At 69.9% G+C, this 11512-nt stretch carries 11 protein-coding genes; 5 read left to right on the forward strand and 6 right to left on the reverse strand.

Going from position 1 to position 11512, the window contains the following annotated elements:
• Positions 1 to 384 precede the first annotated feature (384 nt).
• Positions 385 to 1059 carry a hypothetical protein gene (locus D7Y15_RS06500; RefSeq protein WP_120579324.1) on the forward strand — a complete coding sequence of 225 codons (675 nt, stop codon included), beginning with the start codon at positions 385 to 387 and terminating at the stop codon, positions 1057 to 1059.
• An 18-nt stretch (positions 1060 to 1077) separates the two neighbouring features.
• Here the strand turns inward: D7Y15_RS06500 and D7Y15_RS06505 are convergent, their stop codons facing one another.
• Both D7Y15_RS06505 and D7Y15_RS06510 read right to left on the reverse strand, forming a co-directional pair.
• The gene (locus tag D7Y15_RS06505; protein ID WP_120579325.1) at positions 1078 to 2124 is read right to left on the reverse strand and encodes an MYXO-CTERM sorting domain-containing protein; all 1047 of its coding nucleotides are present in this window, start codon (positions 2122 to 2124) and stop codon (positions 1078 to 1080) included.
• A gap of 137 nt (positions 2125 to 2261) precedes the next feature.
• Positions 2262 to 2984: a 1-acyl-sn-glycerol-3-phosphate acyltransferase gene (locus tag D7Y15_RS06510; protein ID WP_121752043.1), complete on the reverse strand. Its 723-nt coding sequence runs from the start codon at positions 2982 to 2984 to the stop codon at positions 2262 to 2264.
• Between the two features lie 267 nt (positions 2985 to 3251).
• On the opposite strand from D7Y15_RS06510, the gene zwf reads away from it, so the two are divergent.
• The 3 genes from zwf to gndA are packed head-to-tail and all read left to right on the forward strand — an operon-like array spanning position 3252 to position 6905.
• Positions 3252 to 4793: a glucose-6-phosphate dehydrogenase gene (gene zwf, locus D7Y15_RS06515; RefSeq protein WP_121752012.1), complete on the forward strand. Its 1542-nt coding sequence runs from the start codon at positions 3252 to 3254 to the stop codon at positions 4791 to 4793.
• Entirely contained in the window at positions 4790 to 5455 is a 666-nt protein-coding gene (gene pgl, locus D7Y15_RS06520; protein ID WP_121752013.1) for a 6-phosphogluconolactonase, read from the forward strand. Before zwf ends, pgl begins: the two co-directional genes overlap by 4 nt.
• Before the next feature lie 22 nt (positions 5456 to 5477).
• Positions 5478 to 6905, forward strand: a complete 1428-nt coding sequence (gene gndA, locus D7Y15_RS06525; RefSeq protein ID WP_120579329.1) for an NADP-dependent phosphogluconate dehydrogenase — start codon at positions 5478 to 5480, stop codon at positions 6903 to 6905.
• A gap of 20 nt (positions 6906 to 6925) precedes the next feature.
• Here gndA and D7Y15_RS06530 read toward each other — a convergent pair whose 3' ends face one another.
• The 4 genes from D7Y15_RS06530 to D7Y15_RS45190 form a co-directional block, all read right to left on the reverse strand.
• Complete coding sequence (locus tag D7Y15_RS06530; RefSeq protein WP_121752014.1) at positions 6926 to 8554, reverse strand: acyl-CoA synthetase; 1629 nt, start codon at positions 8552 to 8554, stop codon at positions 6926 to 6928.
• Between the two features lie 127 nt (positions 8555 to 8681).
• Positions 8682 to 9518, reverse strand: coding sequence for a zf-HC2 domain-containing protein (locus D7Y15_RS06535; protein ID WP_121752015.1), 837 nt, complete (start codon positions 9516 to 9518; stop codon positions 8682 to 8684).
• Positions 9515 to 10072, reverse strand: a complete 558-nt coding sequence (locus tag D7Y15_RS06540) for an RNA polymerase sigma factor (protein WP_120579332.1) — start codon at positions 10070 to 10072, stop codon at positions 9515 to 9517. Before D7Y15_RS06540 ends, D7Y15_RS06535 begins: the two co-directional genes overlap by 4 nt.
• 111 nt (positions 10073 to 10183) lie before the next feature.
• The gene (locus D7Y15_RS45190) at positions 10184 to 10354 is read right to left on the reverse strand and encodes a hypothetical protein (RefSeq protein WP_167547806.1); all 171 of its coding nucleotides are present in this window, start codon (positions 10352 to 10354) and stop codon (positions 10184 to 10186) included.
• A 146-nt stretch (positions 10355 to 10500) separates the two neighbouring features.
• Here D7Y15_RS45190 and D7Y15_RS06545 point away from each other — a divergent pair, with 146 nt between their 5' ends.
• A complete protein-coding gene (locus tag D7Y15_RS06545) occupies positions 10501 to 11508 on the forward strand; it encodes a cupin-like domain-containing protein (protein WP_120579333.1) in 1008 nt (335 codons plus the stop codon).
• Positions 11509 to 11512: the final 4 nt, after the last annotated feature.

Genomic DNA, 11512 nt, shown 5'->3' on the forward strand with positions numbered 1-11512 from the left:
ACTCCAAGCGGTGAGCCCCCGCTCCCTTACCCGCCCCCTCTGACATTGTCGAAAAAGGGCGTCATTCCGCGAGCTTGCATCCGTGGCCTGCCCGACGCGTCCCATCCTCCCCACCCCACGCACCACGGAGCCTCCGCACGCGGGCCGCACGACCCGGCAGGGCACACCCGTGGCATGAGGGGCCTGCGCCATGCGTGCACTCCGCGCAGGGCGCATGCGCGTGAAGGAACGCGAGCCACGTGGGATTCCACACGTTTGCATGCGCGCGGCGTCCCTTCCCCCAGGTCCACGCACCCATGCAGCAAGCCTGCCCGGCGCACGGAGGTGCATCCGCGATCGGATTGATGGTTCACGCGTCGCGTGGCCGGTGCACAATGCGCCGTCATGCTTTCCGGTGTCTTCTCTCCGCTCGGCATCCTCGCGTCCCTGCTCGTCCTGGGCGCCCTGGTCCTCGCCACGCTGTTCCAGCTCAAGCGCCGCCAGCGCGCCGCGTGGGAGGTGTTCGCGAAGGCGCACGGCCTCTCCATCGCGGATCGGCGGATGGAAGTGCAGGGGCGCTACCAAGGGCGGGCGCTGCTCCTGGCCACGGGCAAGCGCGGCGCGAGCAGCAAGAAGCGCCACACCGTGACGGTGCTGCGGCTGGACCTGGAAGGCGCACTGCCCGCGGACCTGCTGCTGGAGCACGAGCGCCCCGAGGACAAGATTCCCGGCGCCGCCACGCCTCGCGACGAGGTGGTGGGTGACGCGGAGCTGGACGCGGCCTTCCAGGTGGAGGGGCTGGCGCCGGAAGCGCGCCCCATCATCCTGGATCCGGGCGTGCGTCAGCGCCTGCTGGGACTCAAGGGCCACCGCCGCGTGAGCATCAAGGGCGGCTGGCTCCAGGTGGAGCAGCGCGGTGTCCCCGCGAGCGCCGCCGCGCTGGAGGCGTTGCTCCGCGCGCCTCACGACCTGGCCCGCGCCGTCACCGAGGCCGCCCCCGCGACGAACGCTGTGGAGGCCTCGCCGCACGCGGAGACGTCACGGATGGACGAAGAGCTGCCCGGCTCCGAGCACGCCTGAGCCGCGTCCGGCGTTGCGTCAGTTCCGACGACGCCGGGCGCGCAGCCCCAGCAGGCCCAGCCCCACCCACGCCGCCGGAGCCAGACCGGTGGTCGCGCAGTCACAGCTCCAGGGGTCGATGATGTCGTTGCCCTCGTCCCCAAACCCGATGGGCCCCGCATCCACCGCCGTTCCCGCATCGGGTTCGGGGCAAGCGATGCACACGGTGACGGTCTCGCCCAGGGTTTCGCGTCCCAACGAGTCCGTCACGACGACATCGAGGAAGTGGGGCCCGGGCTTGAGCCCCGAGATGTCCCAGCGGCCGGGAGCGCCCCCCACGGAGTAGGTGGGCCCCGGGCCCTCGCGTGTCTCCAGCAACAGCCAATCCACCCGGAAATCCGCGCGCGCGCAGCCCACGTCGTCGATGCACTCGCAGGAGAAGTCGGCCAGGGGCCCTGACAGCCGTTCGTCCTGGAGCGGGGCGACGATACGGGCCAGAGGGGGCTGGTCCTGCCCCACGACGAGCCGGAAGGACAGCTCCGCATCGGGTTGCAGCCCATTGCTCGCCACCACCACCACGTCCACCTCCCCCAGCTCAGTAGGTATCCACGTGAGGTTGCCCAGCGCATCCAGGCTCATCCCCTGAGGCGCGGTGCGCAGGGCATACGTCGGCGCGGGCCGTCCGCGCGCGTGCACGCTGAGCCGATAGGGGAAGTACGTCACGGTCCGGGTGACGGGCACGGTGGTGAAGACCGGAGCCAGCGGGTCCTGATCCGCTTCCGTCACGACGAGGGTGAGCGACTCCAGGCCCGGCGCGGACAGCGTGAAGGTGGCCGTGCCGTCCTCGTTGTCCGCATCCTTCGCGGCCGCCAGCACCACCTCCTGGGGCTCCAAGATGGCCGGGTCGAACGTGAGCGACGCCCCTTCCCGCACCGTGAGGTCCGCGTCGCCGTCCGTCCGCTCCACCGTGACGGTGAGCGACTCACCCGGGTCGCCAGGCCACGCGAAGCCGGCCAACGCCACGCTGAAGGACGCCGTGCCCCCTTCCACCACCCTCAACGACGACACGGACAGCACCAGGTGCAAGGGGTCGGGGATTCCCGCCTCCGGCAAAGGCGTTGGAAGGGCAGGAGTCCCCGCCCATGCCGTGGAAGACAGACAGACCCCGAGCCAGCACAGGAGCAGGTGGCGCATGACCTTCACGCTACCGCGTCCGTGCTCCTTCAGCCCACCCGCGCGAGCGCCTCCACGTACTGCTCGCGCACGCGCGTGGCCAGGGCCGCCGAATCCGGCCCGAACGTCTCCGGAGGCAGCGCCGGCATCACCTGCACCGTGACGGTGGCGCGAGGGCTCATCCACGGCCCGTCCCCATCCACCAGCTCCCGCGTGCCACGCACCAGCACCGGCACCACCGGCACGTGCTCCTCCAGCGCCAGCTGGAACGCGCCGCGCTTGAAGGGCAGCAGCTCCCCGGGCGAATACGTGCCCTCCGGGAAGATGAGCACCGGGATGCCCTTGCGGAGCCACCGGCGGCACGGTCCCAACAGCTGCTCCATGGACGTGGAGCTGCCGCGCACGATGGGCACGTAGCCCAGGAGCGTCATCATCCAGCCCACCAACGGCGTGCGGAACAGTGACGCCTTCGCCACGAACTTGTACGGCGTGAACAGCCCCATCACCGCCAGGATGTCCGCGAACGACTGGTGATTGACGACGTAGACGCACGGGCCCTTGGGCAACAGCTCCCGTCCCTCCACCCGCACGCGCCAGCCGGGGGACGCGTGCAGCCACAGCCCGTAGCACCACCGGCACACCAGCACGTGCAGCCACTGGCGATCCGGATCCAACGGGTACGCCACCACGAACAACACCGCGCCCAACGTGAAGAGGAGGGGCGCGGTGACCAGGAACAGCGCGAAGAACCACAGCGAGACGACGTAGCGCATGCGAGAGGAGGGGCTTCCGTTCAGCGCGACGCCGGGGGCGTCCGGTCCGTCCGTCAGGAGTACCACGTTCCAGGCAGCCAGCTCACGCCCGGCCCGGCCGCCCGCGCGCCCTCCGAAGGAGTTCGAGTGGAGCCTGGGGGAAGCCGGAGGAGCACCCGAGCGCCGGGGCAGGCAAGACGTCAGGCCCGCATCATTCTCCTGCAATGCGCTTGCAGGGCCGCCAGATTAGCGCCTTAAGGTGCCCGGCGAACCCGGAGGGAGAACCGCATGGACGCGCAGGGAGTTCACATCGAAACCCATCCCCGTGAGGGCGAACCGGTGTTCAGCGCTGGGCGCCCGGACCCCTGCACCCTGGTCCTCTTCGGCGCCACGGGCGACCTGGCCGAACGCAAACTATTCCCGGCCCTCTTCGAGCTCGCCCGCGCCGGCTTGCTCCCCGAGAACTTCGCCATCGTCGCCTACAGCCGCTCCAAGCTGGAGGACGGCCCCTTCCGCGAGCACGTGAAGGAGGGCCTGAAGAAGTTCGCCCGCACGCAGCCCCTGGATGAAGCCGCGGTGAAGCGCTTCACGGAGAGCATCGAGACCGCCTCCGGCGGCTACGACGACCCGGAGGCCTTCAAGCGCCTGGGCCAGAAGCTCCAGGACCTCTCCAAGCGCCACAAGACGGACGGCAACCAGCTCTATTACATGGCCACGCCGGCCTCCACGTTCCCGCAGATCATCCAGAGCCTCTCTGGCGCGGGCCTGCTCAAGCGTGAGGAGCAGCCCGGCCAGAAGCCCTGGCACCGGCTCATCATCGAGAAGCCCTTCGGCCACGACCTGGAGAGCGCGAAGGCCCTCAACAAGACGCTGGGCTCGGCGCTGGACGAGAAGCAGATCTTCCGCATCGACCATTACCTGGGCAAGGAGACGGTGCAGAACATCCTGGTGTTCCGCTTCGCCAACGCCATCTTCGAACCGCTCTGGAACCGCCAGCACATCGACCACGTGGAAATCACCGCGGCCGAGGCCATTGGCGTGGAGGGCCGCGGCGGCTTCTACGACGAGACGGGCGTCATCCGGGACATGGTGCAGAACCACCTGCTCCAGGTGCTGGCCCTGTGCGCCATGGAGCCGCCGGTGTCCTTCGCCGCGGAGGACATCCGCGACGAGAAGAACAAGGTCTTCCGCGCGCTGCGCCCCGTTGAAGGCGGCGAGGTTCCCCAGCACGTGGTGGTGGGCCAGTACGAGGGCTACCAGGAAGAGAAGGGCGTGAAGAAGGGCTCGCGCACGCCGACCTACGTGGCGATGAAGATGAACATCGACTCGTGGCGCTGGCAGGGCGTGCCCTTCTACCTGCGCGCGGGCAAGAACCTGAAGAAGCGCCTGACGGAGGTGTCCATCCACTTCAAGTCGGTGCCCATCGGCCTGTTCAGCGGCGGCGGCGCCACCTGCCAGCGGCTGCAGCCCAACGTGCTCACGCTGCGCATCCAGCCGCACGAAGGCATCGCGCTGTCCTTCGAGTCCAAGATTCCCGGCGAGGACGTCAACATCGGCGGCGTCACCATGGACATGGACTACGCGGAGAGCTTCAAGAAGCCCGTGCCGGAGGCGTACGAGCGGCTGCTGCTGGACTGCATGCGCGGCAACGCCACCCTCTTCGCGCGCCAGGACAGCGTGGAGCAGGCGTGGGGCTACATCACGCCCATCCTCCAGGCGCTGGAGACGGACGCGGGCGGCACGGTCCACACCTACGCCAAGGGCAGCAAGGGCCCTGACGCCGCGGACGCGCTGCCCTCGAAGAACGGCCGGCGGTGGTCCACGCTATGAGCCAGCCCCTCGTCGTCCCCCCGGAGCGGCTCGCCCGCGAGGCCGCGGACTGGATGGCGCGTGAGCTGACGAAGGCGCTCGCGACGAAGGCGCGCGTGAGCCTGGCGCTGTCGGGCGGCAACACGCCCAAGCCCGCGTACCGGCTGCTCGCGGACCACACGCTCCCCTGGGAGCGCGTGGACGTGTACTTCGTGGACGAGCGCTTCGTGCCGCCGGACCACAAGGACAGCAACTACCTGCTGGTGAAGGAGTCGCTGCTCGAGCCGCTGAAGCTGCCAGACGCGCAGGTGTTCCGCATGCAGGGCGAGCGCACGGACCGCGACGCCGCCGCGCGCGACTACGAGAAGACGCTGCCCGCGAAGCTGGACGTGGTGCTCATTGGCGTGGGCGAGGACGGCCACACCGCGAGCCTCATGCCCGGCCATCCGGCGCTCCAGGAGCGCACGCGGCGGGTGCTGGCGGTGGAGCAGAGCGCGAAGCCGCCGCCGTGGCGGATGACGTTGACGTTCCCCGTGCTCCAGGGCGCGGGGGCGGTGCTGGGGCTGGTGGCCGGCGAGGGCAAGCGGGACGCCATGCGGCGCATCCTCGCGGGGGATATGTCCCTGCCCGCGTCGCACGTGACGAACACGCAGTGGATGTTGGATCCCGCCGCCCACGGGTGAGGCGGGCCCTCTGGAGGGGACGATGAGCACACAGACGAAGCCGGCGCAGTTCGGCGTGGCGGGCATGGGCGTCATGGGCGCGAGCCTGGCCCTCAACATCGCGGACCACGGCTTCAGCGTCGCCGTATGGGACCGCCACCCGGAGAGCATCCAGAAGGTCCAGCAGGCGAACCCGAAGCAGGCCCTGCAGGGCTTCCCGGAGCTGGAGAAGTTCGTCGCCGGCCTGGAGCGCCCGCGCCGCATCCTCCTGATGATCACGGCCGGCGCCCCCGTGGACGAGATGATGGGCCGGCTGTTCCCCCTGCTGTCGCCCGGCGACGTCATCATGGACGCGGGCAACTCCTGGTACCTGGATACGCGCCGCCGTGAGGCCCTGTGCAAGGAGAAGGGCTTCCACTTCCTGGGCATCGGCGTGTCCGGCGGTGAAGAGGGCGCGCGCAACGGCCCGTCCATCATGCCCGGCGGCCCCAAGGACGCGTACGCGCTGGTGCAGCCGGTGCTGGAGGCCATCGCCGCGCGCAGCGAAGAGGGCCTGTGCGTCACCCACGTGGGTCCGGAGGGCGCGGGCCACTTCGTGAAGATGGTGCACAACGGCATCGAGTACGCGGACATGCAGCTGCTCGCGGAGACGTACGACGTGCTCCACCGCGGCCTGGGCCTGGACACCGCGACGCTGGCCGACCTGTTCTCCAAGTGGAACGAGGGCATCGCCGAGTCGTTCCTCCTGGAGACCACCATCAAGGTGCTGCGCAAGCGCGACCCGGAGACGGGCAAGCCGCTGGTGGACATGGTGCTGGACAAGGCCGGCCAGAAGGGCACGGGCAAGTGGACGGTGCAGGTGGCCCTGGATTTGGGCGTGCCGGTGCCCTCCATCGCGGCCGCGCTGGACGCGCGCAACCTGTCCTCGCGCAAGGACGAGCGCGTGGCCGCGAGCAAGAAGCTCCACGGCCCCGCCATCTCCCTGTCCTCGGAGGAGAAGAAGGAGCTGGCTTCGTGGGCGCATGACGCGCTCTACGCCGCGCGCGTGGTGACGTACGCGCAGGGCATGCGGCTCATCCAGGCGGCGTCGGACGAGTACAAGTGGGGCGTGTCGCTGGCGGAGATGGCGCGCATCTGGCGGGGCGGCTGCATCATCCGCGCGAAGCTGCTCACCCCGCTGCGCGAGTCCTTCCAGCAGCAGCCCACGCTGCCGAATCTCCTGGTGTCCGAAGCGTTCGCGCCGGTGCTGGAGAAGATGGCCCCGGCGTGGCGCAAGCTCGTGGGCGCCGCGACGATGGCGGGCATCCCCGTGCCGGTGTTCAGCAGCAGCCTGGCGTACATGGACAGCTACCGCAGCCCGGAGCTGCCGCAGAACCTCACCCAGGCCCAGCGCGACGCGTTCGGCGCGCACACCTACCAGCGCCGGGACAAGCCCGACGCCGGCTTCGTGCACTCGGACTGGCTGAAGTAGTCCCCTGCCCTGCGCGCCGCTCAGTGCTTCTGGGTGGCGCGCAGCTCGGCGCGGCGGATCTTCCCGCTCACCGTCTTGGGCAGCTCCGTGACGAACTCAATCTCGCGCGGGTATTTGTAGGGCGCCGTGGTCTTCTTCACGAAGTCCTGCAGCTCCTGCGCGAGCTGGGGTGACGGCGTGTGGCCCGGCGTGAGCAGCACGTACGCCTTGATGCGATGGCCCAGCTTGTCGTCCGGCACGCCGATGACGGCGGACTCCGCCACCGCCGGGTGCTCAATCAGCGCGGACTCCACCTCGAAGGGACCCACGCGGTAGCCGGACGTCTTGATGACGTCGTCGGAGCGCCCCACGAACCACAGGTAGCCGTCCGCGTCGCGCACCGCGCGGTCGCCGGTGACGTACCAGTCCCCCCGGCTGCTGGCCGCGTTGGCCGCGTCGTCGTTGAGGTAGCCCGCGAACAGGCCCACCGGCCGCTCCGGCTTCACGCGCACGGCGATGTCGCCCTCCTGCCCTTCCGCGACTTCATTGCCGTGCTCGTCGATGACGGCCACGGTGAAGCCCGGGGACGGCTTGCCCATGGAGCCCACGCGTGGCTCCATGCCGGGGAAGATGCCGACGATGACCACCGTCTCCGTCTGGCCGTAGCCCTCGCGGATGTGCAGCCCGGTGGCCTCCTTCCACGTCTGGATGACCTCTGGGTTGAGCGGCTCGCCCGCGCTCAGTGAGTGGCGCAGCGCGGACAGGTCCACGGCCTTCAAGTCCTGGAGCACCAGCGCGCGCCACGCGGTGGGCGGCGCGCAGAAGGTGGTGACCTTCTCCCGCTCCAGCACCTTCAGGAAGCCCACGGGGTCGAACCGGCCGCGGAAGTCGAAGACGACGTTGCACGCGCCCACGCTCCACGGACCGAAGAGCTTGCCCCACGCGCACTTCGCCCAGCCGGTGTCGCTGAGCGTGAGGTGCCGGTCCTCCGGCTGCAAGTCCAACCAGTAGCGGCCGGTGATGAGGTGCCCCTGGCCGTAGCTGGACTGCGTGTGCAGCACCATCTTCGGCATGCCGGTGGTGCCGGACGTGAAGTAGATGAGCAGCGGATCATCCGAGCGCGTGGGCGGGAACGCCGTCGCCTGGGATTCCGCCAATGACTCGGACGTGTAGCGCGTCCATGGCGCGGGCGCGTCGCCGGTGGACACCCACGTCGTCACGCCGGGGGCCTGGCCCTGCACGCCCTCGAAGCGGTCCAGGCAGCTGCCGTCGGTGAGGACCGCCTTCGCGCCAGAGACCTCCAGCCGGTAGCGGATGTCCTTGGCGGTGAGCATGGGCGTGCCGGGCATGAAGACGATGCCCGCGCGGATGCAGCCCAGCACCAGGAACCACCACTCCGGCACGCGCGGCATCAAGATGAAGACCCGGTCGCCGCGCTTCAGGCCCAGCCCGGTGAGGAAGCGCGCCGCGTGCAGCGAGCGCTCCTTCAGCTCCTGGAAGGTGAAGCGCTGGGAGCGTCCGGACTCGTCGGACCACTGGAGCGCGGGGGCCTGGGGCCGCTCGGCCGCGTGCCGGTCGATGACGTCCGTGGCGAAGTTGAAGTGCGCCGGCCGCTCCCACCGGAAGTCACGGCGGGTGGACGCGTAGTCGGCGGATGAAGACTCGGACATGGACGGCTCCTGGAGTGCTCCGACAACCCCAGCAGCCTGTCACGTCATCCCGAGCGGTGAGACGAAACCCCGCACGAAAGCGCCCGGTGGTGGACGCTCGTGACGCGCGGGGGGAATCCAGCGTGTTTCAGCGAGCGGCGGCGCGCAGCTCTTCCGCCAGCTTGCGCGCTTCGTCGCTCCAGCCCGGCTCGCCCAGCGCGGCCACCTGGTCGAAGTCGCGCGCGGCGCGCGCTTCCTGGTGCAGGGCACGCAGCGCGAGGCCGCGGTTCCACAGCGCCTGCGGGTTGCGCGGATCCGCGCGCACCACGGGGTCCAACAGCGCCAGCGCGTCCTGGAAGCGGTTGTCCTGAAGCGCCACCACCGCCAGGTCGCTGTCGCGCGCCAGCGACGCGGGCTCGCGCGCCAGCACCGCCTGCGCCTGCTGCCACTGGCCGTGCAGCACGTAGGCCGCGACGATGCCGCGGAAGTCCTTGCGCTCCTCCATCTCCGCCAGCGGACGCAGCGGCAGGGTGCCCTTCCCGGCCTCCACGCCGTCCGCGCCACCGCGCATGGGGCTGTAGCGGCGCCACTGGTCCGCGCGCGGATCAGACAGGCGGGCCTCCAGCTCGCGGGTGGTCTGGTTCTCCAGGAAGACGACCGCCGGCACTTCCGAGGCGGGCATCATGCGCGGCACGAAGACGGCGCAGAGACTGGCGGCCATGGCCAGCGGCGCCACCACGCGCGCGTTGCGGCGCACCCACGCGCCCAGCGACACCACGTTGCCGTTGCCCTCCGGCTTCGCGGCCGGCGCCTCCGTCGCGCCCGTGCCCAGGGCCCGCGCCGCCAGCAGCTCCAACTGGAGCAGGTCCCTGAGGCCGCACTCACACGAGGCACAGCGCGGCAGGTGACTCCGGAAGCCTTCGGCGTCGGACTCGGACAGCTCGCCGTCCATGAAGAGATGCAACCGGGTGCAATGCGCGTTCATGACTGGACCCCCCGCTCCCGAGCTACAGCGACGCTCGGAAGCAGCAGCTCCCTCAGGTCCCGGCGCGCCAGCGTCAGCCAGCTGCCCACGGTTCCCACAGGGACGTTGAAATGTTCAGCGATGGCCTGGTAGCGGCGGCCTTCCGCGTGAAGCCTGTATGCGTCCCGAAGGTGCGGCTTGAGCTGCTCGATGGCAGCCTGGAACGCGTCGTTGCCCACCAGCTCCCAGTTCTCCCGGTCGCCATCCCCCGTCACCGGCAGGTCCTGCACCAGCGCCAGGTGCGGCAGCCCCCGGCTCTCCGTGCGATGCCGGCGGCAGTGGTCCAGGAACCGGTTGGTCATGGTCGTGCACAGCCACGCCGCGCACGCCGCTTCCGTCCGGTCCTTCAGGTGGCCAAACTCCGGCAACGCCCGCTCGAAGGCTTCCTGGACCAGGTCTTCCGGGTCCAGGGCGCCTCGAGCGCACAACCGCCGCGCCACCGCCAGCAGGCTGGGCCGGTGTCGCTGGATGAACGCCTCGAAGTGGCGCTTTTCCCGGTTGAAGAGATTGGCCATGACACAAGGCCCCGAAGTGACTGGTGGGCTTTCCTGACTAAAGACGCCGAGCGGTTCGTTTCTTGAGAGAAAAATGCCCGGAAGGGCAGACAAGCCTGCTCGGCAGGAGCTTCAGCGAGCCCCTTCCGGCCCCGCCAGCAGGGGGGGCACCGACGGCGGAGGCAGAGGGCGGCGCCGCTTGGGGCCGCGCTCCGAGCAATTGACGTACGAATTCTTCACGTGCGGGGCGCTGCGGTCCGGCTCGAAGGCATTGACGGCGGAGGACACGTCTCCGGGGATCATGGGTCGCTTCTCCTGGTGCTGAGGAAGTCCGGCGAAAACCGGGGATGGGTAGAAAAAGACTGTTGGGCATAGTCCATAGCACGCCTCGCCTCACCGGCAGGAGGGGCCCCCAGGGCCACTCCTTCAAGGATTTCAAGGAGTTCCGAATGAACGAGGACAAGTCTCCGCTGCACCCCGCGTGGCGGCAGTGGCTGGCGGAGAACCTGGCATTGGGAGTATCGGCGGAGGACGTACAGCAGACGCTGGTGCAGGCAGGCGTGGACCCGGCGCTGGCGCGGGAGGAAATCACCGCGGTGGGGCAGCACCCCTACTTCAAGGCGGCGCTCCAGGTGGCCCGGCACTTCGGCTGGCTGGAGTCGCTGATGGATGTCTACAGCGAGCTGCGCGCCCGGGACGGGGGCCGGCAGCTGGAGGTGCGCGAGGGGATATCCCCGGAGGAGTTCTTCCGCCGCTACTTCCTGGGCCACCGGCCGGTGGTGCTGCGCGGCCTGATGGCGGACTGGCCCGCGATGAAGCGCTGGTCGCTGCCGTACTTCCGCGAGCGTTTCGGAACGGTGGAGGTGGAGGTGATGGTGGGACGCGACGCCAACCCGGAGCACGCGGCCGAGCAGGACCGGCACCGGGCGCGGATGCCCTTCTCCGACTTCCTCTCCCAGTTGGAGACAGCCGGAGAGACGAACGACATCTACATGGTGCCGCGCAACGACAACTGGGGACGCGAGGGGCTGGCGCCGCTGCGCGACGACCTGCGGGCCCCCGCGGGGCTCATCGACCCGTCGCTGCGGCCGGAGCAATTGACGCTGCTCCTGGGGCCCGCGGGCACCGTCACCCCGCTGCACCACGACAACATGAACATCCTGTTGGGCCAGGTGATGGGCCGCAAGCACGTGCGGCTGGTTCCGTCCTTCGAGCGCCACCGCGTGTACCCGCACCGGGGCACCTTCAGTCACGTGGACGCGGCGGAGCCGGACCTGGCCGCGCACCCGCTGTTCGCCGAGGCCACGGTGCTGGAGGCGGTGCTGGAGCCCGGGGACATGGTGTTCCTGCCGGTGGGCTGGTGGCACTGGGTGAAGGCGCTGGACGTGAGCGCCAGCGTCACCTTCCATCACTTCCTGGTTCCGGGAGGCAACACGCACCTGGACGCTCCCTTCTGACCTG

Origin of the sequence: Corallococcus sp. AB030, assembly GCF_003668965.1 — a bacterium.
GTDB classification, from domain to species: domain Bacteria; phylum Myxococcota; class Myxococcia; order Myxococcales; family Myxococcaceae; genus Corallococcus; species Corallococcus exiguus.

Excerpts from the sequence above, each read along its gene's own strand:
- zwf (WP_121752012.1), top strand. The coding sequence starts at position 3,252 with ATGGACGCGCAGGGAGTTCACATCGAAACCCATCCCCGTGAGGGCGAA.
- gndA (WP_120579329.1), top strand. The coding sequence starts at position 5,478 with ATGAGCACACAGACGAAGCCGGCGCAGTTCGGCGTGGCGGGCATGGGC.
- D7Y15_RS06545 (WP_120579333.1), top strand. The coding sequence starts at position 10,501 with ATGAACGAGGACAAGTCTCCGCTGCACCCCGCGTGGCGGCAGTGGCTG.
- pgl (WP_121752013.1), top strand. The coding sequence starts at position 4,790 with ATGAGCCAGCCCCTCGTCGTCCCCCCGGAGCGGCTCGCCCGCGAGGCC.
- D7Y15_RS06510 (WP_121752043.1), bottom strand. The coding sequence starts at position 2,984 with ATGCGCTACGTCGTCTCGCTGTGGTTCTTCGCGCTGTTCCTGGTCACC.
- D7Y15_RS06530 (WP_121752014.1), bottom strand. The coding sequence starts at position 8,554 with ATGTCCGAGTCTTCATCCGCCGACTACGCGTCCACCCGCCGTGACTTC.
- D7Y15_RS06535 (WP_121752015.1), bottom strand. The coding sequence starts at position 9,518 with ATGAACGCGCATTGCACCCGGTTGCATCTCTTCATGGACGGCGAGCTG.
- D7Y15_RS06540 (WP_120579332.1), bottom strand. The coding sequence starts at position 10,072 with ATGGCCAATCTCTTCAACCGGGAAAAGCGCCACTTCGAGGCGTTCATC.
- D7Y15_RS45190 (WP_167547806.1), bottom strand. The coding sequence starts at position 10,354 with ATGATCCCCGGAGACGTGTCCTCCGCCGTCAATGCCTTCGAGCCGGAC.
- D7Y15_RS06500 (WP_120579324.1), top strand. The coding sequence starts at position 385 with ATGCTTTCCGGTGTCTTCTCTCCGCTCGGCATCCTCGCGTCCCTGCTC.